This is a genomic window from Alphaproteobacteria bacterium (assembly GCA_039980135.1).
GTDB lineage: Bacteria > Pseudomonadota > Alphaproteobacteria > UBA6615 > UBA6615 > UBA8079.
Genome location: JBDXCV010000003.1, coordinates 1078547 through 1102250, shown reverse-complemented (window position 1 = coordinate 1102250; position 23704 = coordinate 1078547). Strand labels below are relative to the sequence as shown.

The window sequence follows — 23704 nt, the reverse complement described above, 5'->3', positions numbered from 1 at the left end:
AGATGCGCGGATCAAGTCCGCGCATGACGCCGGTGGATGAAACCAAAAGTCGCCTAGTAGCCGCGTTCGGCCTTGAGTTCCGATACAGGCCGGTAATAGTCCGGGTAGCGCTGGGAAATGCGCGCGCCGGGATAGAACGCCGCCGCATATGACGGGCGTGCCCGGATGCGCGCGAACCAGGCGGTCATCTCCGGCAGGTCGTCCTCCCACAGGAAGGCGTAGCCGAGGTCGTCCATGCGGTCGATCAGCGGCGTGACCTGCGCATCCACCATCGTGTACTGGGCGCCCATGATCCACGGGCCGCCATGTTCGACGATGGCCGCATCGATCCGCTCGCAGGTCTGGCGGATCTGGAACTCGGCATATTCGAGCTCATCCTTGCCGAAACCCGTCTGGGACATGCGCTGGTAGAATTGCTTGCGCAGCGGCAGCCGGTCCGCATGGGCGGCGAACTCGACATTGCTCGCCTTGGCGAACCGCATCGGCGCCAGCATGTTGGCGAATGTCGGCACCCGCACCGCCACCGTGGGCACCTCGTCGATGTAGCGCATCCAGGCGCGCATCCGGGCACGGCCGACCGCATCGCCCGGCGCCAGCGCAGGCTCGGGAATGATTTCCTCGAGATATTCGAGGATGGCGGAGGATTCGATCAGGACCGTCCCGTCATGCACGAAGGTCGGGACCACACCGTTGGGGTTGAGCTTCAGATACTCCGGCTCGAGCTGTTCGAACGTGCCCAGATCGACATCATGCTCGATCCAGTCCTTGTTCATCTCCGGCAGGCCCTTTTCGGCGAGCGTGATCCGCACCTTCTGGCTGCAGGTCGATTGCGGCGCCTGATACATCTCGATCTTCATTCGGACTCTCTGTCGGCAAAAAACTGCGCGTATTTCTCGCTCACATTGGTGTTGGCATAGAACGCCGTGGCGAATGAAGGCCGTGCCTTGATACGTTCGAACCAGGCCGTCATCTCCGGCAGATCGCCTTCCCAGATCGGGCCGTAGCCCAGGTCGGCCATGCGCTGGATCAAGGGCGTTAATGTCACGTCGATCAGCGAATATTGTTCGCCCAGTATCCAGGGCCCGCCATTCCCGGCGATGGCCGCATCGATGCGCTCGCAGGTCTGGCGGATTTGCGCGATCGCGTTGTCGACTTCGTCTTCGGAAAACCCGTCCACCTGACCCATGCGCCGGTAGAATGCCTTGCGGAGCGGCATTTTTTCAATCCGCGCCTCGAAGTCTTCCGACGAAGCATTCTCGTAACGCAGCGGCCGGAACACCTTGTTGAAGGACGGTACCCGCACCGCCGGGGTCGGCACCTCCTCCATGTAGCGCATCCAGGCCCGCAGGCGCGCACGCCCCAGCGAGTCGGCCGGGGACAGGGACGGTTCGGGATGGATCTCGTCGAGATACTCGACGATGACGGAGGATTCGATCACCGGTTCTCCGTCGTGAATGAGGGTCGGGACGACACCGTTGGGATTGAGCTTGAGATACGCATCGGTCAGATGATCGCCCGACGTGAAATGCATCACATGGCTCTCCCAGTCGAGGCCCTTCTCGGCCAGACAGATGCGCACCTTCTGGCTGCAGGTCGAATGGTCGGAATGATAGAGTTCAAGTGCCATGATCGGCTTCTCCCGATATTTTGAAGCGCCTTCTCTGGACGCGGAGCACCAAGCCTATATATCAACAGCTTCGAGACGTTTCCCCCGCCCCCACGACCGAACGCCATGCGCATTCTGCACACCCTTCTGGCCCTGTCACTCTTCGCGATGGCGACACAAGCCGTTGCGGATGCGGTCGACCTGACGGTCTGGCCCGATCACGCGACCATGAACGGCCAACGCGGCGAACGCGTGATCTATCCCAGCCACAGCCCCTTCACTCTCTGGGAGGTCGGCAAGAGCGACAGCCTCGACCCGCCGACGGATGCGCACGCGGTGTTGTTTCTGCCCGAGGACGCCAGCGCCGCCTCACCCGTTCCCGCCGTGGTGTTGCTGCATGGCGCCGCCGGGGTGCTGGGTTCGCGCGAGCTGACCTACGGCGCCCAGTTCGCCGAGATGGGGGTGGCCGCGTTGGTCGTCGATGCCTTTGGCGCGCGGCGCGACAAGGCATCGGGGTTCATCGACCGCCTGCTCAACATCACCGAGACCATGACCCTGGCCGATGCATATGCGGGACTGCGATATCTGGATGCGATGCCCGAGGTGGACGGCGACCGGATCGCGCTGATGGGATTCTCCTATGGCGGCATATCGACCATGCTCGCGGCGTTTGCCCAGACCGCCGAGACCCTCAACCCCGGCGGCAAACGGTTCGCGGCCCACGTGGCCTTCTACGGCCCCTGCATCGCCCGCTTCGACGACACCCGCGCGACCGGCGCGCCCGTATTACTGCTCGCCGGGTCGGAGGACGGCATCATCGACCCGGAGCGCTGCGGCGAGATCGTCGAGGACCTGCGAGACGGCGGCGCGGAGGCCGAATTCATCGTCTACGAGGGTGCCTATCACCAGTGGGACGGCCGGTTTGCAGGCCCCCGTACCATCGGTCGCAACCTCGCCGACTGCGACCTCAACGTGAATGAAAAGGGCGTCGTGCGCGACACCCTGACCCTGCTGCCCATGTCAGGACCATTCCTGCGCAAGGTGATCCTGGGCGTGTGTTCCGATGCCGACGGCTATCTGATCGGCCGCGACGACGCGGTCCGCGATCGCTCCAACCGGGACGTAGGCGCGTTCCTGATGCGCGCCTTCAACGGCGACAGCTAGCTTAGTCCTCGAGCGGCTCGGCCCAGCCCGACGGCACCTTCACCCGGAACGTGTTCAACACCGCGGCCACATGATTGTAGTGGCCGAAGATCGCGACCAGCTCGACCAGCCTTGATTCGCCGAACATTTCGATGGCCCGGTCATAGACCGCATCCGAGACCTGTTTCGATTCCAAAAGCTCCGTGAACAAGTCGTAGACCAGTTCCTCATCGGCCTTTTCGAAGCTGGGTCGCGTGCGAGCTTCGATGGCATCGATAATCGCCGGGTCGAGACCGGCCTTCAATGCCTCGACCTTGTGGACGCACCATTCCAGTTGCGCCACCCAATGGCGGGCCGTCATAACGATGACAAGCTCGGAGATGCGTTTCTCGTGGCTCGTTCCGTGCCGCGCGAAATCACCAAGCGCAAAGGCACGCTCTGCAAGGGGCGGATTGCGCAGCCAGGCATTCATCGGCCCGATAATCTGCCCGGTCTTGCTGGCGACCATGCGCTCGGCGATCACGCGCTGGGCGTCGTCCATGTCTTCGTGGCTCAACTTCTTGAGCCGGCCGTCCGTCTGGTCGTCGGATGTGTCTTGCGTCATCGTGCTGAATTTCCCTTCGATCGGCCGTAACACCGGGTTCCCGTCAATATCCCGCTGCCGCACCATCGCTGCGCGGATCGGACCCCGCCTCGATGATGCCGTCGGGCCGGCGCACCAGCGCGCCCGCATGGCCCATCAGGTCGCTGAACGGCCCGACCACCTCGATATCGTGGCCCGCAGCCCGCAACGCCTCGATGACCGGCTCGGGGAAACGGGATTCGATCTTGAGATTGGTGCTGTCGCTGCCCCATGTGCGGCCGAGCAGCCAGCGCGGCGCGGTGATCGCGGCCTGAACCGGCATGCCGAAACGCACATGACGGGTAAACACCGCCGCCTGGGTCTGGGGTTGGCCCTCGCCTCCCATGGTGCCGTAGGACATCACCCGCCCGTCGTCGAAATGCGCCATCGCCGGGTTGAGCGTGTGGAACGGTTTACGGCCCGGCTGCAGCGGGTTCAGCGCGCCCGGGTCAAGCGCGAAGCTGGCGCCCCGGTTCTGCCAGGTGATGCCGGTCTCCGGCAGCACCACGCCGGAGCCGAACTCCCAGTAGATGGACTGGATGAAGCTGACGGCGTTGCCGTGGCGGTCGATCGCACCCAGCCAGACCGTATCGCTGTCGGTGCCGCCGCGCTTCCAGTCACCGGCGCGTTTTAGATCAATCGCACCAGCCAGACCGTCAATGACCTCGGCTGTCAGGAAGGTCTCGGGCGCGGGATCCATGTGGGCCGGATCGGTTATGTGCCGGTCGCGAATGGCAAACGCCTGCTTGCTCGCCTCGACGAGCAGATGGACAAACTCGAAACCGTCGGCATCCGGACAGTCGAGCCGGTCGAAGGCCCCGAGGATGAGCAGCGAGGCCAGGCCCTGGGTCGGCGGCGGCATGTTGTAGAGCGTGGCATCGCCGAGCCGGAGCGACAACGGCGGCTTGGCGACGGCCTGATGGGCCGCGAGATCGCCACCCTCGACCGGGCTGCCGACCGCCGCGAGATCGGCGGCAATCGCCCGGGCGAGATCACCGCGATAGAAATCCTCGGTGCCGGCGTCGGCAATGCGTTGGAGGGTCGCGGCGAGACGCGGCTGGCGGAAGATATCCCCACGCGACGGCACCGCGCCGCCCGGCGTGTAGACATCGGCGAAGCCGGTCGCCGGACCCATCTCCGGCAGCTTCTCGGTCGTGTTGCGGACCTGGCCTTCGGTGACGGCCATCCCGTCGCGGGCATAGCCGATCGCATCGTCCAGCAGGCGGGAGAGCGGAAACTTTCCGCCCATGCTTTTCGACAACTCCTGCGCGGCACCCCAGCCGGAGACGGTTCCCGCCACGGTCACGGCCGCGAGCGGGCCGCGCGACGGCACGGCGTCCAGCCCTTCTTCGGTATAGCGCTCGATCGTCGCGCCAGACCCCGCCGCCCCGCACGCATCGATCGCGACTGGCTCTCCATTGGCGGGCGATACCACCCAGAAGCCGTCACCACCGATCGAGTTCATATGCGGATAGACGACCGCGATGGCGGCCGCCGCGGCGATCATCGCCTCGAGCGCGTTGCCGCCCTCACGCAGGACGGACAGGCCGGCCTCGGCGGCGAGATGATGGGGCGCGACCACCATTCCGTGGGGTGCGAATTTTGAGTTCAACATGGGCGACCAACAATCCTGTAAAAAACATCGGGCGGCACAACCGGTGCCGCCCGCACAACTTTAAACCCTTCTGCGCCTATTCGGCAGCTTCCGCGTCGGGATAATCGGCGATCTCGTCGAGGGCCGGTTTGATCTCCTGCATGAAGATTCGCAGCTGGTCGATCATGTCGTCCTTCGGGCACTGGGCATAGTGATAGATCAGCGTGATGTATTCCGCCGGCAACTGCGTCCACTGCTTGATATAGGAATCGCGCACTTCCGACACGGAGCCGTACTGAAACAGACCCGTCGAATCCATCAACTCGATCAGCTTCTTGTCGTCGGCGCCGACGGCCTTGCTGGTCCAGTCCGGGAACAGCGGGCCGTAGAAGTTCTGAAAGATATCGCCCGACCAGTCGAGCATCTTCTGCGCGCCATCGTCATGGCCCTCGCCCACATGGGGCCAGCGCACGATCGCCTGATTCTGGCCGTGGGCGATGTTGTAGCCATGCTGATTCGCGACCTCGGTGTAGCGCGGACCGTAATCCGCGCAACGGTCGATGCTCGAAAAATACGACGGGATGAACCCGCGCGCGCCGGCATATTCGACCGTTTCAATCGACGCGTTGGACGCGATGAAGACCTTCGGATGAGGCCGTGTGTACGGCGCAGGCACCACGGAAATCTTCCGCAGCTTGCCGTCTTCGTCCATCTCTCCCGGCGCACCCATCTGGCGGGTCACGTCACCCATGAACCAGCCTTCGAGACCCTCATCATGGGGATAGGGATATTCCCAGAGATCGCTTTTGTAGTCGAACGCGTCTTCCGTCCAGGCCTTCATGACGATGTCGACCTGTTCCTCGAAGATCTTGCGGTTGTGCTCATCCGCCGCGCTCTTGTCGGACATGGTCGCGACCGAGCCGATCTTCTGGCCCAGCACATTCGTCCAGCGGGACTGGTAGCCCCGCGCGAAACCCACGAAGCAACGGCCCTTGGTCATATGGTCGAGGGTTGCGGTTTCCTCGGCCACCCGGATCGGGTCGTCCACGCTCATCACGTAGCCGAGGCTGCCGATATTGAGCCGCTTGGACAGGCCGGCCCAGTAGCCGGTGTTGATGCCGATGCTCGGCCCGACCTCATAGCCTTCCGAATGGAGGTGATGTTCGATCGAGGACACCCCCCACACGCCCAGATCATCCATCGCCCGGATCAGGTCAGGCATGCCGTCCATGGCTTCCTGGTAGCGTTCCCGGTTGCGGCCGATCGGGCGCATCTCCTTGCGCTCCGTCTGGTTCTCGGCACGAACCATCGGGTACATCTGTACGATTACCTTCACCATGGCGATTCCTCCCTCGCGTTCCGGTTTCCGCGCCGGCTCGGCCCGGTTCAGACGTTGAACGGCGGTGCCGTGCTGCCCTCCTCGAGCTGCAGGCGCATCGTGTTGATGAACCGTGCAAGCATGCCGTAGTAGCCAATCATGATCGTCAGATCGACGAAGCCGTCATTGCCGAGCGCTTCCTTGAGCGCCGCGACCATGTCGTCGGCAACTTCTTCATTGCGGGTAACGAGCCGGGCATATGTGGTGGCCGTACCGACCAGGCCAGGCTCGGCCTCGATCGCCGGCGTGCCGACTTTCTTGAGCATCTCTTCGGGCGCGCCGACCTTCACCGCAAATTCCCAGTGATGTCCCCACTCATAAGAACAACGCAGCTCCTGAGCGACCGTCAGGATGACGTATTCGCGCAGCGCGTCGTCGAACTTCGTGCCATAGCGCACATGGGCGCCGACGGGGGTGACCGCCGCAAGCGCACCCGGGCTGTTGGCCAGCAACGCAAACACGTTGGGCATGCTGGTGCGCCCGCGCGAGCGGATCACCTCGTCATAGGCTTCCTGATATTCAGCCGGACAATCCTCGCGCTCGACGCGCGACAGGCGTGCATTTTCCAATCCATCGGTCACGTACTCTCTCCCCCGTAAATCTGTCGGTAAACGATCAGGTAAAATATTATCGGCGCGGTGCGGGTCGATGCCCCGGGCCATTTGGCTGGGACGAAGCAAACCACCATCGGCTCACCGCCGTCAACGCCGCGCGTCAATCGCAGGCTTGTCACACCGACCCCGGGGGGCCAAATCGCCCCCGGATGTGCTAAACGCGCATGACAAATCTAGGACGAATGCGGGACGAACGACATGACCGAAACGGCTCCGGCGCGCATTGGCGCCTTCGCGGGCGCGGTGTTGATCGCGGCGGTAACGATCTTTTTCCTGATCGAGGGACGCGAGCTTCTGATCCCGATCGCGGTCGCCATCGTCATCTGGTACCTGCTCAATGCGCTGGCGCGATTCCTGCGTCGCATCCCGCTGGGGGGCTGGCGGTTGCCGAACTGGCTGGCGCTCACCGGGGCCGTGATCATCGTGGCTCTGGCCATCGCGCTGGTCGCGGAACTGATCAGCGGCAGCGTGGCCGATGTCGCCGCCGCGGCACCCTCCTATCAGGCCAATTTCGATAACCTCGTGGCACAGGCCTCGCGACTTGCCGGCTTCGAGCAGACCCCCGACATCGCCCATGTGGTCCAGGAAATAAATATCCGCGCGCTGATCCGGTCCTTCGCTTCCACAGCGGCGGGCTTCGCCGGTTCCTTCGGCATCGTCATCGTCTACGTCGTTTTCCTGCTCATCGAACAGGGCAGCTTCGAAAGCAAGTTCTCGGCACTGTTCCCCGATTCCGAACGCCGCCAGGACGTCCGCGACCTTCTCCATCGCATGCAGGCGCAGATTCAGACCTACGTCGCCATCAAGACCCTGATGAGCGCCATGACCGGCCTGGTCAGCTACGCGATCCTGCTGGTCGTGGGTGTCGACTTCGCCGGCTTCTGGGGCTTCATCATCTTCCTGCTCAACTACATCCCGACCATCGGCTCGATGCTGGGCATCCTGCTGCCCACCCTGCTGGCGGTGGTGCAGTTCGCCACGATCGGCCCGGTGCTGACGGTATTGATCGCGGGGGGCGCGACACAATTCGTGATTGGTAACCTGGTCGAACCGCGGCTGATGGGCACGTCGCTCAATATCTCACCGCTGGTCGTACTGATCTCGCTGGCCGTGTGGGGCAGCATCTGGGGGCTGGCGGGCATGTTCCTGTCGGTACCCCTGACGATGATCGTGATGATCGTGTGCTCCTACTTCACGCCAACCCGGCCCGTCGCGATCATGCTGTCGGGCAACGGAAAAATCGAAACGCGGTAGGCGGCCCCCGAAAGCGGCGACACAGAGGTCAGAATGGCGAAACAGAGCAATGAAGATGCGGTCGACCGCGCGGTACGCGACCTGCAGCAGCTTCTCGACAAGTCACAGCATCTCGATACGGCGACGGTGCGCGCCATCGCCGACCAGTTTCGCGCCGACGCCGCACTCGCCCGCACCATGCGCCAACACCGGCATGTCTATGACGCGATCTCGGAATATTTCGAACACGCCGCAGACTATCGCGACAAGGAAAACGACACGACGGGTTCTCCCATCGGTGACGCCGTGCGGGCGCTGGTCCAGAACCTCGATGACGACGAGAGTTCGCGTAAAAGCTAGCGCGGCGGAAGACCCGTTCGACGGTCGGCACCGCGCGCACCGACTTCGCCCGCCAGCTCCCGAAGAACGCGCTTCTCCTCATCCAGCGTCAGTGCGGCGTCCGAACGCATGATTGCCAGCGCCGCATGACGGCGTGCATTCTCGCTGAACTGTTCGTTGGGCTGCATGGCCAGGCTCTTGAACGCCTTCTGGAGACGGATACCGACCTCAAGCAACCCTGCCGCCTCGCGCGCAATCGGGGTGAATGCGTCATCGAACAGGTCCGCAACGGAGATTTCGGGGACAAACACGTTGGGGAAACGGACGTCGTCCTCCTCGACGGATTCGGTCCAGATCGTCAGTACCTTCACGATGCGTCCGATGACCTCAATGGCCGTCCCCGGATCGTTGATTCCCGGTGAGAGCGCACGCGATGCGATCTCCGACAGCACGATAAGTCCGAACCGCGGATCCTGATCAAACGAACGCTCGGAGTCGACGGCAAACGCCGTCAGAATATCCTCGCGTTGCGCATCGGACGGCTCCCAGCTCAGCCAGGCAAGCGGCCGCAGACTGTCGGCGAACGACCCGGGTGTTCGCCCCACATAAACCTGTCCATCGGCGGATTCGGCGATCGCATCGAGTGCCGCGATATCGATGTGCTGGACATATCCGATTTCATCACACGTCAAAGGCACCGCGTCCTCCGGCACGTCCTGCACCGGGCTACAGCCCAGGCAGGGGGACTGGCGGCGCAGCCGCAAGGCTTCCGAGGTTGCCCGTTCCACCTTTCCCAAAACTTCGCCGAGGCGGCCCAGGTTGGACAGGTAGTCGATCCAGCGGAAAAACGTCACGATGATGATCGCGATCACGGTGATCGTGACGACGAAAAGGACGACCCTGCCGCCCGGACCGTAGAAACCGGCGCTCAGCGCCACGATTCCGATCAGGCTGAAAATGAACGCACCGATGAACGTCGCGAGCGCGTTCTGCGAAATCGGATCCTCGATCAGAAGTTTAGTCGCGCGCGGCGTTGCAATGCTTGCCGCTGCCGAGAATGCCGAAACCATGGTGCCCAGCGAAAAGGTCGCCACGGCCAGCATGCTCGACGCCAGTATCTTGAGAATGTCTTCGATGGCGTCGGCCCGGACCAGACTCTGCATGTCTGAAGGAAAGACATCCGCGGTCAGCGTGGCGAGCAGCGCGGTCGCAAGCGCGACAACGCCGTACAGCGCCGCCCGAAACCACAATCGCCGGGTGAATTGCGAAATAACCCACTGCAGACGGCTATTCAATCGGCGTTCCTCTGCGCGTTCCGGCGCGACCATTTACGGACGGGCGCAATGACGGGCGCAAACAGCTCCTGAACCCAGACCGAGATCACCGAAACCAGTGCGACCGCTTTCGGTCCATTCGCGTCATGGTGATATCGCGAAATCGCGAAATGGTGCCCCCGGGGAGACTTGAACTCCCACTCCCTTGCGAGAACTGGATTTTGAATCCAGCGCGTCTACCAATTCCGCCACAGGGGCCCCAGGACGTGTGCCCTCTCCATAAGTCCACCGGCCCCAACGGGTCAACCGCCTGCGCCCGAAATCGGAAATCTCGAAGCTGTGACCGGCGTCACTTCAATCCGCCACGCCGGTGCATACATAAGATGCACAGACAACCAAACTGGAGACAGACGATGTTGCAGTACTGCCGGAAAGCCGCCGGTCTGATTGCCGTCTGGGCCGTTTTTCTGGCAATTCTAACGGTCTGGCCGAACGCGCCCGACGCGCGGGCGACAGGCCCGGGCTACGACGCCACGGGGAACAGCGAAACGGGCCGGCCGATACATGCTGCGCGCCAGGATACGGCCTACACCCACACCGGGCTGTGGGTCGCCGACGTACAAACCGACGGCACGGTCATCTATCTGCGCCAGATCAAGCGCCGCTGATCAAAATTTGTGGGCACCAACCACGCAACATGGACAGGCGCGCGTCCGCCTGTTACGAGGCCGAGCATGACCGGAGCATTCGCGCACCGGCGGTTGGGAGACGGCATGCTGCAAGGCCTCTATGACTGGACCATGCGCCTCGGCGCGTCGCGCCACGCCGTTTGGGGGCTGGCCGCGGTCGCCTTCGTCGAGAGCTCGTTTTTCCCGATCCCGCCCGATATTCTGCTGATCCCGATGATCCTGGCAGCCCGCAACATGGCATGGCGGCTGGCGGCGATCTGTACCGTCGCGTCGGTGCTCGGCGGGTATTTCGGTTATCTCATCGGCCTGACCCTGTTCGAGGCCGTGGGCGAGCCGGTCATCGCGTTCTACCATATGGAACAGGCCTTCGAGGCCTTCACCGCGAAGTATAACGAGTTCGGCGCCTGGATCGTCTTCACCTTCGGCGTCACACCCTTCCCCTACAAGGTGGTGACCATCGCCAGCGGCGTGACCCAGCTCGATCCCGTGGTGTTCGGCATCACCTCGGCTGCCGCGCGTGGCCTGCGCTTTTTCCTGGTCGCCGCGCTGATCTGGTATTTCGGGCCGCCGATCCGCGCCTTCGTGGAGCGCTATCTCGGCTGGGTGGCGCTCGCCTTCGTGGTTCTGCTGATCGGCGGGTTCGTGCTGATCAAGTTCGTCTTCTAGCAACAACGACCCATATTCCGCTCATGGCCGCATCCGATATTCACACCACGCTTCGCCGGCGCCCGGCGACCTGGCCCACGCTCACCCTGGCCGCGAGCGTCGCCATGCTCGGCGGCGCCTGGGCCTTCCAGATTTTCGGCGGCCTGCAGCCCTGCGCGCTGTGTATTTACCAGCGCTGGCCCTACTGGATCGTGATCGGATTCGCGGGCCTGGCCGTGCTGGCCGGGCGGCGGCTGGGGCCGGGCGCGCTGGCGGTGTTCGCCGCGATCAGCGGGCTGATTTTCCTGGCGGGCGCGGGCGTGGCCGGTTTTCACGTCGGGGTCGAGCAGCATTGGTGGGAGGGACTTTCCACCTGCGGCAGCGGCGGGCTCGACGACCCCAACATGTCCATCGCCGAGCTGAAGGCAAAAATCCTCGCCACGCCGCTGGTGCGGTGCGACGACGTGGCATGGTCCCTCTTCGGAATTTCGATGGCAGGCTATAATCTGATCATCTCCGTGATCCTCGCGGTGGCATCCGCATGGGCGGCACAGGGTTTCTGGCGAAAGACGGCATGAGCGAAACCGAGAGAAAGCATCCCAGGAAGACAGGCGACGATCGCCTGCCCGGCGACCCGGATCGCGAGACCCTGATCGAGCGGATGATCCGGGTCGATCATGCCGGTGAGTATGGCGCGGCGCGTATCTATGCCGGCCAGCTCGCGGTGCTGGGCAAACACCCGGTCGGCGACACGATCCGCCACATGGCCGAGCAGGAAAAGAAACATCTGGAGGCCTTCGACGAACTGATCGTCGCGCGACGCGTGCGCCCTACCCTGCTATCGCCGGTCTGGCACGCGGCCGGCTTTGCGTTGGGTGCCGCCACGGCGGCCATGGGCGAAAAGGCCGCCATGGCCTGTACCGTCGCGGTCGAGGATGTCATCCAGGAGCATTATGCCGACCAGTCCGAAAGGCTCGGCGAGGACGAGGCCGAGCTGCGCGACCTGATCGACGAATTCCGCGCCGAGGAAATCGAGCACAAGGAAACCGGGCTCGCCCACAACGCGGAAGCGACGCCGGGCTATCGGGTGATGTCGGAGTTCATCAAGACCGGCACACGCGCGGCCATCTGGCTGTCGACGCGGATCTAGAACGCCTACTCGTCCAGCTCGCTGTCCCAGTAGAGATAGTCGCCCCAGCTTTCGTGCAGGAAGTTCGGCGGGAAGGCGCGGCCGTTCTCGATCAATTCCCAGGTGTCGGGCTGGCGCGGCTTGCTCAGCAGGTGCATCCCCGCCTCTTCCGGGGTGCGGTTCGCCTTCGCCAGATTATACGCACCCGACGCGGTCACAACGTTCTCCCATGATGTGCGCCCGCCGCGCGAGCGCGGGATCACATGGTCGAAGGTCAGTTCGTGGGCGGGCAGGCGCTGGCCGGAATACTGGCAGGTGAACCGGTCACGCAGAAAAACGTTGAAACGGGTGAAGGCCGGGCGCTCGGCCGGGCGGATATACTCCTTCAGGGAGACGACGCTGGGCAGGGGCATTTCGAGATTGGGCGAACGGACCACCCGGTCGTATTCGGCGACCGTGTTGACCCGGCCCATCAGGGTGGCCTTCACGGCGTCCTGCCAGGGCCAGACCGACAACGGGAAATAGCTCAGCGGGCGGAAATCCGCGTTGAGTACGAGGGCCGGACAGTTTTCCAGCGCGACGTCCATCCATCCCCTCCCCGGGCTAAATCGTCACTAACCGCAGATAAAATGTAACCGAGTTTTTCGATTCAGTTCAAAATTTTATTCAGTAATCCCAATAGCTTGTAACGATACTGTCACACCTCTGTCGGCGCATGTCCAGTTCACCCATCACCGAATGCGGCGGACAATGCCGCGATGGCGCGCGCCACCCCGTCATCGTCGATGCCGTGCCCCAGGCCGGGACGCGAGACGGCCTCGACGGACACCCCCGCATCACGCAGCGCCGTCTCGGCCATCGCCAGCGCGGCGTGGGGAACGACCTCGTCGGCCTCGCCATGCACCAGCAGGACGGGCGGTCGTACGGTGATCTCATCGGCGAGGCTGTCGGCCGCCGCGAGCAGGCCCGAATAGCCGAGCACGGCGGCGGGTGCCGCCGACCGCCGCAGGCCCACATGCAAGGCCATCATCGAGCCCTGGCTGAACCCGAACAGGGCCAGATCCGCGTCGGTCAGACCGTGCCGCGCCAGATGATAATCCAGAAATGCGTCAATCATCGGGGCCACGGCGCGCACACCCGCCGCGATATTCTCCGGTGAGCGATCCGTCAGGCTGAACCATTGCAGCCCGAACGGCGCGCCCTCGCACGGGTTCGGCGCGTCGGGGGCGAGAAACAAGGCGTCGGGCAGTTCCCCGGCGAGCATCGGCGCCAGGCCGATCAGGTCGTTTCCGTCCGCGCCGCGCCCGTGCAGCAGCACGACGAGCTGTTTGGGCGGGTTGCCCGATGCGGGGCCGTAGCTCGGTCCGATCAGTTGCGGTGCGGTCATGTTCTCTCTCTTTCCTGCAGGGACCGGCGCATCCTATCGCCCGTCATATCGCCTCGATGCGGTAGGCGTGCCAGAGGAGCCGTGCGGCGGCACTGCGCCAGGGCCGCCAATGCTGTGCCGCCTCCTTGCGCAGCTGCCCGGGCGTCCAGCGCGTGCCGTCCCCCAGATGCTTGCCCGCCGAGGCGACCAGCGCCAGATCGTCCGCCGGCATGATATCGGGCCGACCGAGCGCGAACAGCAGATAGACCTCGGCGCTCCAACGACCGATACCCTTGAGCGCGACCAGCGCGTCGATCGCCGTGTCGTCATCCTGTTTTCGAAGTCCGTTGAGATCGAGCCCCCCGGACAGGATCGCCTCCGCGAGGCCCCGCGCGTAGACGATCTTCTGCCGGCTGAGCCCGTAGGCGCGGAGGTCGTCGTCTTGCTGGACGACAAAGGCGGCCGGGTCCTTCGTGATGCCCGCCGTCTCCATCCGCTTCCAGATGGCGGCGGCGGCGTGGGTCGAAAGCTGCTGGCCGACGATCACCCGCAACAGGGTGGTGAAACCGGGTGGGCGCGCGCGCGGGCCGGGGGTGCCCGTGTGTGCCCACAGCGCACCCATGCGCGGGTCGAGCGCGGCCAGTTCTTCGAGCCCCGCCTCTAGCCGTTTGCGTGTTTTCATCGCATCATCCTTCAGCCACCGCGCATTGACCCCGATTGCACGGCCAAGATCAACCCGGACCCCGGATGAATCCCGTCAGATGAGTGACCCAACGCCCGCCGAGAAACTCGTCACCCGGTTCGCCCCCTCGCCGACCGGCCTCCTGCATCTGGGCCATGCCTATTCCGCATTGTTCGCGGGGCGGCTGGCCCGTGCCGCCGGGGGCCGGTTCATCCTCCGCATCGAGGACATCGATCCGGGCCGCTGCCGCCCGGAGTTCGAGGACGCGATCATCGAGGACCTGGCCTGGCTGGGTCTGGAATGGGTCCAGCCGGTTTGGCGCCAGTCGGAACGCATGGATGAATATGCCGCCGCGCTCGCGAAGCTGGCCGAAATGGACCTGCTCTATCCGTGTTTCTGCACCCGCAAGGACATCGCCGCCGAGATCGCCCAATCCGGCGCGGCGCCGCACCATGCCCATGACGGCCCGGATGGGCCGATTTATCCCGGCATCTGCAAATCGCTCGACGCGGCAACCCGCGCGGCAAGAATCAACGACGGTGAACCCCACGCCCTGCGCCTCGACATGGACGCCGCCATCGCCCGGGCCGGGGCGCTCACCTGGCACGATCGCTCACGCGGCGAACAAAGCGCCGAGCCGGAAATCTTCGGCGACGTCGTGCTCGCCCGCAAGGACGTGGCGACCAGCTATCACCTGGCGGTGACCGTCGACGACGCGGCCCAGGATGTCAGCCTCGTCACCCGCGGCACGGACCTCTTTGCCGCGACACATATCCATCGGCTGCTCCAGGCGCTGCTCGGTCTCGCTGTGCCCGAATGGCACCACACCCCGCTGCTGGCGAACAGCGACGGCGAACGGCTCGCCAAGCGGGACAAGGCCTTCACGCTGCGCGCGATGCGTGAGGCGGGCACGGACCCGGACGAAATCTGGGCGATGGCCATTCGGCAAATCGCCCGCGGTGCCGCGAGCGCCAACGAGTTCTGAGCCGACGCCTTTCTAGGCCCAGGCGCGCAATCCCTGCACCAGCCGCGCATAGTCGGGATGCTCGGGCGCGATGAGGCCATGCCGGATCGCGAAATCGATGATCACCAGATTGACGTTGAACTTGAACTCGTCGGTCTCATCGACCACCCGCAAAACCTGCTGGGCTGGCCATTTGACGAAACCGCTGACCTCGCCATCCGTGTTCACGGGCTCGAAGTCCGCCGGCAGCTTGAGGTCATAGACGAACAGCATGTCGCGCCGCATGCCGTTCCTGGTATCGAGCATGTAGGTAACCACACCGGCGGGCCGGGCCGTCTGCGCCAGATCTTCCGGCACGGCGGCCTCCTCGGCCGCTTCCTTGATGACATTCTCGGCCAGGCTCAGATTAACCGGCAGGCCGCCCGCAACCATGTTGTCGAGCTTGCCCGGCGCGACCTCGCAACTCCTGGAACGGACCCCGACCCACAATTCGGGGCCGTCCGGGGTGTCCACATAACCGTTGACGTGAACCCCGTAGGAAACGACCCCGTATGATTCGAGCCAGGCGCGATCGATGCGTATCTTCACGTCGCCGCCGAAATGCTCCATCACCGGGCAGAGCTCCTTGCGGTTGCGCGGCAACGCCTGCTTGACGACCAGCGCCGCGCCGGCCTCCGCCAGCGCCTTCGAACGCTCCTCTACATCCTTCAGGCTTTCGAGGATGGAAATCTCGGTATCGGTGATCTTGAAATAGTGATTCCAGCGGGTCATCAGACCGGCAAGGTCACGGCGCGCCCAGCCGACCTGCACGCCGCCCACATTGAACGGTACCTTGTCGTCGAAGCTGTGGGCGTTGCACGCCTCGATATGGTCGTAGAAGCCCATCAGGGTCAGCCCTGCGGCCCGGAATCAGGCACAGGCCGCGCGGCGTTTTTCGGAGACCAGAACCTGAGAGACGCCGAACATCGCCCGCATCGCCGCGGCCATCTGCGTGGCGAGCATCTGATCGATCTCGCCGGATTCGATATCGATGTCGACATGGGTCCCACTCGTCGCGTCGCGCGCACCATGCCACCGATCGGGCACCAGGCCACGCTTCGCCCAAAGTTCCATCAAGCGCGGCATCATACCCGGATCGGCGACAGCCCGGACCGAGAAACAGTGAACCGCACGGGATTGTTGTTCAGATTGAGTATGCGAGTGATTGTGTAAGGACATCGTGAACGGACTCCATTTGAATTGACGTGGCGTAGACATGCGCTCCCGGCCGCCGCCCCGTAAGTCGGGCGTACGCCGGGCCGTCAATAAGAATGGTCCGCATTCCGTTCATGGCGCGGAACCTACAAATCCGCGCTTCCACCGTCAACAATTACGTCGAATCACCCGTCACGCCCCCTCGTCTTCGGCAGGCGGGGTCGATATGATCGACGCCATGAAAACCCTCGCCATTCTTCTCGCCATCGCACTGGCCGGCGTTGTTCTGGTCCTGATTGTCGGCCTGGTCGCCATGGCGCGCGGCGGCGAGTTCAACCGCAAATACGGCAACAAGCTGATGCGCGCGCGCGTGGCGATGCAGGGGCTGGCGATCGTGCTGTTCCTGCTCTTCGTGCTGGCGGCGAGCACCGGCGACTAGTCCATCGAGAACAGGCGGCACGGACATGGTCCAGCTCACGAAGATCTATACCCGCGGCGGCGACAGCGGCGATACCTCGCTCGGCTCGGGCGACCGCGTGGCCAAGCATGACCTGCGGGTGGCGGCCTATGGCACGGTGGACGAGGCCAATGCGGTGATCGGGCTGGCCCGGCTGCACACCGGCGGCGACCCGCAAACCGACGCCATGCTCGCGCGCATTCAGAACGACCTGTTCGATCTCGGCGCCGACCTGTGCACGCCGGAGAGTGACGCCCGCGCGGCCGGCAAATCAGAGGGCGCGCTGCGCATTGTCGCTGAACAGGTGACGCGGCTGGAGCAGGAGATCGACGCCATCAACGCGCATCTGGCGCCGCTGACTTCGTTCATCCTGCCCGGCGGCAGCCCCGCCGCGGCGCATCTGCATGTGGCGCGCACCATCGTGCGCCGGGCCGAACGGCTGTTGACGGAACTCGCGTCCCGCGAGGCCGTCAACGCCCACGCGCTCAAATATGCCAATCGCCTGTCGGACCACCTGTTTGTCCTCGCGCGCCAACTGAATGACGGCGGCAAGGCCGACATTCTCTGGGAGCCCGGCCAGACCCGAGGCTGACAAACGACGCGGGGGAACGCGGCATGAAAGCCCTGATACTCGATCAACCGAATGCGCCGTTCGAGATGCGTGATGTCCCCGACCCGGTCGCCGGACCGGGCGAAGCCGTGGCCCGGGTCCTGGCATGCGGCTCCGGTCTGACCATCCAGCACGTCAAGGCCGGGCGCATACCGGTCGAATTTCCCCGCATCATCGGCCACGAGATCACCGCGGAAATCGTGGAGGTGGGTACCGGTGTCACCGATGTTGCCGTTGGAGATGCCGTCACCGTCTACGGCATGCTGGTCTGCGGCACCTGCAACTGGTGCCGGAACGATCTCGAACCCCTGTGCGAGAGCAGCGCCGATGTCGGGATCATCGGCATGACCTGCGACGGGGGCTATGCCGAATACATCAAGCTGCCTGCACATATCTTCGTGAAACTTCCCGAAGGCCTGAACCACCGGGCCCATCCGGCCGAAATCGGCGTGATCACCGACGCGCTCACGACCCCCTACAAGGTACTGGGCAGGGCGGGTGTCAAGGCCGGTGAGACCGTCGCCGTCTTCGGGGCGGGCGGCGGCGTCGGTATTCATCAGGTCATGATGGCAAAAAGAGCGCAGACCCGGGTCATCGCTGTCGATCTCGGCACCGAGAAGCTCGACGCCTGCCGCAAGGCCAGCGCCGACGCCGTGGTCGACGCGGCGGACGGCAATGTCGCCGAGGCGCTGCTGGATATGACGGACGGCCGCGGCGTCGATGTCGCCATCGACTATGTTTCGAGCGACACAACGCTTGAAACGGCGGCGGCGGCACTCGGCCGGCGGGGACGGCTGGTGATCCTGGGTGGCGGGGCAAAAACCTTCCAGCTGTCGGCATCCGACATGCTGTACAAGGAGAAAGTCATCCTCGGCAGCCGCTACGCCTCGCGCCGCGACCTCAAGGAAACGCTCGACATCGTCGCCCGCGGCGAGGTCTGGCCGCTGGTGACGGACATCCGACCCTGGACCGAGGCCGAGGCGCTTCACGCGCGGGTCGAAGGTGGGGAAGTCACGGGCCGGGCCGCACTTCTCATCGGCTAGCGCTCACCGTGTGAGAACGCCCCGCAGATGAATTGACTCGCTCTCGGCGGTTCGGCATGTTGCAGTGCGAAAAAAGAGGAAACGCCATGACAGACGGGGCTTTCACCGTCATCCCCGCAATGTCACGGGCCATATAACAAGCGGATACACCCATGAAACTGCTGATCCCCGTCAAGCGGGTTATCGACTACAACGTCAAGGTGCGGGTCAAATCCGACGGCACCGGCGTCGAGACATCCAACGTCAAGATGTCGATGAACCCTTTCGATGAAATCGCGGTGGAAGAGGCCGTGCGCCTGAAGGAAGCCGGCAAGGCCGAAGAGGTCATCGCGGTGTCGCTGGGCGTGGCCCAGTGCCAGGAGACGATCCGGACCGCACTGGCGATGGGCGCCGACCGCGGCATCCATGTGGCGAGCGATGACGAACTGGAACCGCTGGCCGTGGCCAAGCTTCTCATGGCGCTGGTCGAGCGGGAATCTCCCGAGCTGGTGATCCTCGGCAAGCAGGCGATCGACGACGATTCCAACCAGACCGGCCAGATGCTCGCCGCGCTGCTGGGCTGGCCCCAGGCGACCTTCGCCTCGGAGATCGAGCTCGGCGACGGTACCGCCAAGGTGACCCGCGAGATCGACGGCGGGCTGGAGAACATCGACATCAACCTGCCGGCGATCGTGACCACGGATCTGCGCCTCAACGAGCCGCGCTACGCCTCGCTGCCGAACATCATGAAGGCGAAGAAGAAGCCGATCGACGCGCTGACCCCCGAAGAACTCGGCGTCGATATCGCGCCCCGCCTGACCACGCTCAAGGTCGAGGAACCGGCCAAACGCGAGGCCGGCGTGATGGTCGAGACCGTCGCCGAACTCGTCGACAAGCTCAAGAACGAAGCGAGGGTCATCTGATGGCCATTCTCGTCATTGCCGAACATGACAATTCGGCTCTCAAACCTTCGACTCTGAACACGGTCATGGCGGCGCGCCAGCTGTCCGATGCCGGCGCCGGCGATATCACCGTGCTGGTCGCCGGGTCGGGATGTGCCGCGGTCGGTGAAGCCGCCGCCGCCATCGACGGCGTCGCAAAAGTACTGGTCGCCGACGATGCCGGGTATGAACACGGGCTCGCGGAGAATCTCGCCGCGCTGGTGACCGGTCTGGCCGGAGACTATTCCCACTTGCTGGCACCGGCCTCCACGTCGGGCAAGAACTTCATGCCCCGGGTCGCGGCCACGCTTGATCTGCAGCAGATCTCTGAAATCAGCGCCGTGGTCGATGCCGACACGTTCGTGCGGCCGATCTATGCCGGCAACGCGCTGGCCACCGTCAAATCATCCGACGCAACCAAGATCATCACCGTGCGCACCACCACCTTCGATGCCGCGACCGCGACAGCCGGCAATGCCGCCGTCGAGGCCGTTACAGGCGCCGCGGATTCGGGACTGTCACGTTTCGTCAGCCGTGAGGAATCGGGTGGCGACCGGCCTGAACTGACCGCCGCGCGGGTTGTCATCTCCGGCGGGCGTGGCATGGCGTCGGGCGAAAACTACGCCCTGATCGAGCCCATCGCCGACAGGCTCGGGGCCGCCATGGGCGCCTCGCGGGCCGCCGTCGATGCGGGCTTCGTGCCGAATGACTGGCAGGTCGGGCAGACCGGCAAGGTCGTGGCGCCGGAACTGTATATCGCGGTCGGAATTTCCGGCGCGATCCAGCATCTCGCGGGGATGAAGGATTCAAAAGTGATCGTTGCGATCAACAAGGACGAGGAAGCGCCGATCTTCCAGGTCGCCGACTACGGTCTGGTCGCCGACCTGTTCAAGGCACTGCCCGAGCTCGACGCCGAGCTTGAGAAGCAGGGCTGACACGAACGACCGGCAACACGAACCACCCAGGACACATCAAAATGCTGAACAAGATAGGCGTCATCGGCGCCGGCCAAATGGGCAGCGGCATCGCCCATGTCTGCGCGCTCGCGGAACATGACGTGGTCATCGTTGATATCGACGCAGACGCGCTCGAAAAATCACTCAGCCGGATCGACGGCAACATGGATCGTCAGGTCAAGCGGACGTTGATCGCGGAAGAAGACAAGGCGGCTGCGCTGGCCCGCATCGCGACCAGCACCGGGCTCGATGCCTTTTCGGACTGCGACCTCGTGATCGAGGCCGCGACGGAAGACGAGGACACGAAGGTCAAGATCTTCGAAAGCCTCTGTCCGCATCTGAAAGACAGCGCACTGATCGCATCGAACACCTCGTCGATCTCGATCACCCGCCTGGCGACGGCCACCGACCGGCCGGAGAAGTTCATGGGCATGCATTTTATGAACCCGGTGCCGATGATGAAGCTGGTCGAGCTGATCCGCGGGCTGGCGACGGACGACCATACCTTCACGGAAGTTCAGGAACTGACGAAGAAGCTCGGCAAGACCGGCACCATTTCGGAAGATTTCCCGGCCTTCATCGTCAACCGCATCCTGCTGCCGATGATCAACGAGGCGGTCTACACCCTGTATGAGGGTGTCGGGAATGTGGACTCGATCGACAAGTCCATGAAGCTCGGCGCGAACCACCCGATGGGCCCGTTCGAACTCGCCGACTTCATCGGCCTCGACACCTGCCTGGCGGTCATGCAGGTGCTGTATGAAGGGCTGGCGGATTCGAAGTACCGCCCCTGCCCGCTGCTGGTGAAATATGTCGAGGCCGGCTGGCTGGGCCGCAAGACAGGCCGAGGCTTCTACGACTATTCGGGCGACGAGCCGGTCCCGACGCGGTAGGCAGAAAAACATTCACCGTCATGGCCGGACTTGATCCGGCCATCTCATACACGCCGATAAAGAGATGCCCGGGTCGAGCCAGGGCATGACGACTGGGGTGGCCTTGCCAGGCAAGCTTCCTAGCTGTCGCCAGCCTTGTCCCTGTACCAGTTGACCAGGTCGAGGGCTTCGGGTGAATCCCACTCGGCAGAGCCGACCAGGCGCCCCAATTCCTTGCCGTCGGGCCCGATCAGGATGGTCGTCGGCAGGGACACCACCCCGATCGCGCGGGAGAATTTCAGCCGCTCATCGATGAAGTTATCCGGAAAATCGACCTTGAGTTTCTTCAGGAACCGGTCGGTCTGCTTGAAACCGCCGCGATCCTGGCTGATCAGAACCACCTGCGCCGTCTCGCCGCCCAGCTCGGCATTCAGCCGGTCCAGCGACGGCAGCTCGCGAATACACGGCCCGCACCAGGTCGCCCAGAAGTTCAGGACCACGAACTTGCCCTTGAACCGGTCGAGCGTGATCGGCCCGTCTTTCTGGGCCAGAACGGTCACATCGGGGACCACCAGAGGGGCCGGCAACGGCTCGTAATTCTGAACCTGACCCTCGATCGGGGGCCCGGAATCGGCGGCCGCACCCGTCTGCAGGCCCAATGGTGCCATGATCACAAGCGCGAGTGTGGCGAAGGTCGTGAACAGAAAAACTTTCATCCGGCGTATCATATCGTTAAACGTCGCTCCCAGTAATGCGAGCCCGAAAGCCATGAGCCCAAACGACACACGCAAGCCAGCCAATGCGCAATGGGGTGGCCGATTCACCTCCGGACCATCGGAGGTCATGGAACGCATCAATGCGTCCATCGGCTTTGACCAGCGCTTTTTCGCCCAGGATATTGCCGGGTCGCGCGCGCATGCCCGGATGCTTGTCGAACAGGGCATCCTATCCGCTGAAGATGGGCAGGCCCTTAACGACGGTCTAGACACGATTTCGCGAGACCTCGCGGCGGGCAGCTTCGAGTTCAAGGTGGCGCTGGAAGACATCCATATGAACATCGAGTCACGGCTGCGCGAGCTGGTGGGCGATGCGGCCGGGCGGCTGCACACCGCGCGTTCGCGCAACGACCAGGTCGCGACCGATTTCCGGCTTTGGGTGCGTGACGAGATCGATGCGATCGACGCACAGCTCGCGGGGCTGCAGGCCGCGCTGATTGACAAGGCGGAGGCCCATGCCGACACCGTCATGCCCGGCTTCACCCATCTGCAGACGGCCCAGCCGGTCACCTTCGGCCATCATCTGCTGGCCTATGTGGAGATGTTCGGGCGCGACCGGGGCCGGTTCGCGGATGCCCGGGCGCGGCTGAACGAGTCGCCGTTGGGTGCGGGCGCCCTCGCCGGGACGTCCTTTCCCATCGACCGGGCCGCGACAGCATCGGACCTCGGTTTCGACCGGCCCATGGCCAATTCGCTGGACGCGGTGTCGGACCGGGACTTCGCGCTTGAGTTTCTTGCCGCCGCCGCGATCTGCACGACCCATGTCTCGCGGTTCGCCGAAGAGCTGGTGATCTGGTGCAGTGACGGGTTCCGGTTCATCGCGCTGAGCGATGCCTACACGACCGGCAGCTCGATGATGCCCCAGAAGCGCAATCCGGATGCGGCCGAACTGTCGCGGGCCAAGACGGGCCGGGTATACGGCGCGCTGATCGGCCTCCTCACGGTCATGAAGGGCCTGCCGCTGGCCTACTCCAAGGACATGCAGGAAGACAAGGAACCGGTCTTCGATGCGGCGGATTCCATCGCGTTGGCACTCGCCGCGATCACCGGCATGGTGGGCGACATGCAAGCCCAGCCGGAAAACATGCGCGCCGCGGCGGGCAAGGGCCATTCCACGGCCACGGACCTGGCCGACTGGCTGGTCCGGGCCGCCGGCGTACCGTTCCGTGACGCCCACGCGATCACAGGATCCGTCGTGGCGCTGGCCGACGAAAAGGGTGTGACGCTGGCCGAGCTCTCGCTCGACGACATGCAGGGCGTGGACGCGCGGATCAGCGCCGATGTCTTCGATGTCCTCACGGTCGAGGCCTCGGTCGCCAGCCGGACCAGCTTCGGGGGCACCGCGCCGGACAATGTCCGCGCGGCCGTCACCGAAGCGCGGGCGCGGTTCATCAAGTCCCGGGCGGGAGAGTGAGATGCAGCGGCTGGTAAAAACGACATCGCGTCACGTTCTCGTCGCCCTGGTTCTGGCGGTGGCGCTGAGCGCGTGTGGCAAGAAGGGTCCGCCGAAACCGCCCGAGGGCGAGGAAGTCACCTACCCACGCACCTATCCGACCCGCTGAACACGACCGGATGACGGCCCGAAAACCGTCAGCCTT

Annotated in this window: 29 protein-coding genes and 1 tRNA gene; 16 read left to right on the top strand and 14 right to left on the bottom strand. The window is 64.2% G+C overall.

Going from position 1 to position 23704, the window contains the following annotated elements; translation table 11 throughout:
* Positions 1-53: 53 nt before the first annotated feature.
* Together ABJ363_07270 and ABJ363_07265 are read right to left on the bottom strand one after the other, a co-directional pair.
* Positions 54-857 (bottom strand): glutathione S-transferase family protein, encoded by an 804-nt coding sequence (locus ABJ363_07270; GenBank protein MEP4378785.1) that lies wholly within the window; start codon positions 855-857, stop codon positions 54-56.
* A complete protein-coding gene (locus tag ABJ363_07265) occupies positions 854-1627 on the bottom strand; it encodes a glutathione S-transferase family protein (GenBank protein ID MEP4378784.1) in 774 nt (257 codons plus the stop codon). The genes ABJ363_07270 and ABJ363_07265 overlap by 4 nt, the downstream gene beginning before the upstream one ends.
* A gap of 105 nt (positions 1628-1732) precedes the next feature.
* On the opposite strand from ABJ363_07265, the gene ABJ363_07260 reads away from it, so the two are divergent.
* The gene (locus ABJ363_07260) at positions 1733-2770 is read left to right on the top strand and encodes a dienelactone hydrolase family protein (GenBank protein ID MEP4378783.1); all 1038 of its coding nucleotides are present in this window, start codon (positions 1733-1735) and stop codon (positions 2768-2770) included.
* A gap of 1 nt (position 2771) precedes the next feature.
* On the opposite strand, the gene ABJ363_07255 is transcribed toward ABJ363_07260, so the two are convergent.
* The 4 genes from ABJ363_07255 to ABJ363_07240 all read right to left on the bottom strand — a co-directional run bounded on the left by ABJ363_07255 (position 2772) and on the right by ABJ363_07240 (position 6924).
* On the bottom strand, positions 2772-3353 hold the full coding sequence (locus ABJ363_07255) for a carboxymuconolactone decarboxylase family protein (protein ID MEP4378782.1): 582 nt from the start codon (positions 3351-3353) through the stop codon (positions 2772-2774).
* Positions 3354-3396: 43 nt separating this feature from the next.
* Complete coding sequence (locus ABJ363_07250; protein MEP4378781.1) at positions 3397-4986, bottom strand: gamma-glutamyltransferase family protein; 1590 nt, start codon at positions 4984-4986, stop codon at positions 3397-3399.
* 76 nt (positions 4987-5062) lie between these two features.
* Complete coding sequence (locus tag ABJ363_07245) at positions 5063-6304, bottom strand: LLM class flavin-dependent oxidoreductase (GenBank protein MEP4378780.1); 1242 nt, start codon at positions 6302-6304, stop codon at positions 5063-5065.
* A 47-nt stretch (positions 6305-6351) separates the two neighbouring features.
* On the bottom strand, positions 6352-6924 hold the full coding sequence (locus ABJ363_07240; protein MEP4378779.1) for a carboxymuconolactone decarboxylase family protein: 573 nt from the start codon (positions 6922-6924) through the stop codon (positions 6352-6354).
* A 231-nt stretch (positions 6925-7155) separates the two neighbouring features.
* Here ABJ363_07240 and ABJ363_07235 point away from each other — a divergent pair, with 231 nt between their 5' ends.
* Positions 7156-8211 carry an AI-2E family transporter gene (locus ABJ363_07235; GenBank protein MEP4378778.1) on the top strand — a complete coding sequence of 352 codons (1056 nt, stop codon included), beginning with the start codon at positions 7156-7158 and terminating at the stop codon, positions 8209-8211.
* 33 nt (positions 8212-8244) lie between these two features.
* Entirely contained in the window at positions 8245-8550 is a 306-nt protein-coding gene (locus ABJ363_07230) for a hypothetical protein (GenBank protein MEP4378777.1), read from the top strand.
* On the opposite strand, the gene ABJ363_07225 is transcribed toward ABJ363_07230, so the two are convergent.
* A complete protein-coding gene (locus ABJ363_07225) occupies positions 8547-9824 on the bottom strand; it encodes a DUF2254 domain-containing protein (GenBank protein ID MEP4378776.1) in 1278 nt (425 codons plus the stop codon). The genes ABJ363_07230 and ABJ363_07225 overlap by 4 nt on opposite strands.
* Positions 9825-9974: 150 nt before the next feature.
* Positions 9975-10061 (bottom strand) — tRNA-Leu (locus tag ABJ363_07220).
* A 155-nt stretch (positions 10062-10216) separates the two neighbouring features.
* Between ABJ363_07220 and ABJ363_07215 the strand changes: the two genes are divergently transcribed.
* The 4 genes from ABJ363_07215 (at position 10217) to ABJ363_07200 (ending at position 12287) form a co-directional block, all read left to right on the top strand.
* Positions 10217-10471 (top strand): hypothetical protein, encoded by a 255-nt coding sequence (locus tag ABJ363_07215; GenBank protein MEP4378775.1) that lies wholly within the window; start codon positions 10217-10219, stop codon positions 10469-10471.
* A gap of 105 nt (positions 10472-10576) precedes the next feature.
* Positions 10577-11158: a YqaA family protein gene (locus tag ABJ363_07210; GenBank protein ID MEP4378774.1), complete on the top strand. Its 582-nt coding sequence runs from the start codon at positions 10577-10579 to the stop codon at positions 11156-11158.
* A gap of 23 nt (positions 11159-11181) precedes the next feature.
* Positions 11182-11715, top strand: coding sequence for a disulfide bond formation protein B (locus ABJ363_07205; protein MEP4378773.1), 534 nt, complete (start codon positions 11182-11184; stop codon positions 11713-11715).
* Positions 11712-12287 carry a demethoxyubiquinone hydroxylase family protein gene (locus ABJ363_07200; protein ID MEP4378772.1) on the top strand — a complete coding sequence of 192 codons (576 nt, stop codon included), beginning with the start codon at positions 11712-11714 and terminating at the stop codon, positions 12285-12287. The genes ABJ363_07205 and ABJ363_07200 overlap by 4 nt, the downstream gene beginning before the upstream one ends.
* A gap of 5 nt (positions 12288-12292) precedes the next feature.
* Here the strand turns inward: ABJ363_07200 and ABJ363_07195 are convergent, their stop codons facing one another.
* From ABJ363_07195 to ABJ363_07185, 3 genes are all read right to left on the bottom strand, one after another.
* Positions 12293-12853 (bottom strand): HNH endonuclease, encoded by a 561-nt coding sequence (locus ABJ363_07195; protein ID MEP4378771.1) that lies wholly within the window; start codon positions 12851-12853, stop codon positions 12293-12295.
* Between the two features lie 137 nt (positions 12854-12990).
* Positions 12991-13653: a dienelactone hydrolase family protein gene (locus ABJ363_07190; GenBank protein MEP4378770.1), complete on the bottom strand. Its 663-nt coding sequence runs from the start codon at positions 13651-13653 to the stop codon at positions 12991-12993.
* A gap of 43 nt (positions 13654-13696) precedes the next feature.
* On the bottom strand, positions 13697-14314 hold the full coding sequence (locus ABJ363_07185) for a DNA-3-methyladenine glycosylase 2 family protein (GenBank protein MEP4378769.1): 618 nt from the start codon (positions 14312-14314) through the stop codon (positions 13697-13699).
* Positions 14315-14393: 79 nt separating this feature from the next.
* Between ABJ363_07185 and gluQRS the strand changes: the two genes are divergently transcribed.
* The gene (gene gluQRS / locus ABJ363_07180; GenBank protein ID MEP4378768.1) at positions 14394-15299 is read left to right on the top strand and encodes a tRNA glutamyl-Q(34) synthetase GluQRS; all 906 of its coding nucleotides are present in this window, start codon (positions 14394-14396) and stop codon (positions 15297-15299) included.
* A 12-nt stretch (positions 15300-15311) separates the two neighbouring features.
* Here the strand turns inward: gluQRS and ABJ363_07175 are convergent, their stop codons facing one another.
* Positions 15312-16163 carry a DUF4743 domain-containing protein gene (locus ABJ363_07175; GenBank protein ID MEP4378767.1) on the bottom strand — a complete coding sequence of 284 codons (852 nt, stop codon included), beginning with the start codon at positions 16161-16163 and terminating at the stop codon, positions 15312-15314.
* 24 nt (positions 16164-16187) lie between these two features.
* Positions 16188-16391 carry a hypothetical protein gene (locus tag ABJ363_07170; protein MEP4378766.1) on the bottom strand — a complete coding sequence of 68 codons (204 nt, stop codon included), beginning with the start codon at positions 16389-16391 and terminating at the stop codon, positions 16188-16190.
* A gap of 307 nt (positions 16392-16698) precedes the next feature.
* Here ABJ363_07170 and ABJ363_07165 point away from each other — a divergent pair, with 307 nt between their 5' ends.
* The 6 genes from ABJ363_07165 (at position 16699) to ABJ363_07140 (ending at position 21351) form a co-directional block, all read left to right on the top strand.
* Positions 16699-16911: a twin transmembrane helix small protein gene (locus tag ABJ363_07165; protein MEP4378765.1), complete on the top strand. Its 213-nt coding sequence runs from the start codon at positions 16699-16701 to the stop codon at positions 16909-16911.
* A 25-nt stretch (positions 16912-16936) separates the two neighbouring features.
* A complete protein-coding gene (locus ABJ363_07160) occupies positions 16937-17521 on the top strand; it encodes a cob(I)yrinic acid a,c-diamide adenosyltransferase (GenBank protein MEP4378764.1) in 585 nt (194 codons plus the stop codon).
* Between the two features lie 23 nt (positions 17522-17544).
* Complete coding sequence (locus tag ABJ363_07155; protein ID MEP4378763.1) at positions 17545-18582, top strand: zinc-binding dehydrogenase; 1038 nt, start codon at positions 17545-17547, stop codon at positions 18580-18582.
* Between the two features lie 152 nt (positions 18583-18734).
* Positions 18735-19484: an electron transfer flavoprotein subunit beta/FixA family protein gene (locus tag ABJ363_07150; protein ID MEP4378762.1), complete on the top strand. Its 750-nt coding sequence runs from the start codon at positions 18735-18737 to the stop codon at positions 19482-19484.
* Complete coding sequence (locus ABJ363_07145; protein MEP4378761.1) at positions 19484-20437, top strand: FAD-binding protein; 954 nt, start codon at positions 19484-19486, stop codon at positions 20435-20437. Before ABJ363_07150 ends, ABJ363_07145 begins: the two co-directional genes overlap by 1 nt.
* Before the next feature lie 41 nt (positions 20438-20478).
* Entirely contained in the window at positions 20479-21351 is an 873-nt protein-coding gene (locus ABJ363_07140; protein ID MEP4378760.1) for a 3-hydroxybutyryl-CoA dehydrogenase, read from the top strand.
* A 119-nt stretch (positions 21352-21470) separates the two neighbouring features.
* On the opposite strand, the gene ABJ363_07135 is transcribed toward ABJ363_07140, so the two are convergent.
* A complete protein-coding gene (locus ABJ363_07135) occupies positions 21471-22046 on the bottom strand; it encodes a TlpA disulfide reductase family protein (protein MEP4378759.1) in 576 nt (191 codons plus the stop codon).
* 52 nt (positions 22047-22098) lie between these two features.
* On the opposite strand from ABJ363_07135, the gene argH reads away from it, so the two are divergent.
* The gene (gene argH, locus ABJ363_07130; GenBank protein ID MEP4378758.1) at positions 22099-23520 is read left to right on the top strand and encodes an argininosuccinate lyase; all 1422 of its coding nucleotides are present in this window, start codon (positions 22099-22101) and stop codon (positions 23518-23520) included.
* A 1-nt stretch (position 23521) separates the two neighbouring features.
* Positions 23522-23668: a lipoprotein gene (locus ABJ363_07125; protein ID MEP4378757.1), complete on the top strand. Its 147-nt coding sequence runs from the start codon at positions 23522-23524 to the stop codon at positions 23666-23668.
* Positions 23669-23704 lie beyond the last annotated feature (36 nt).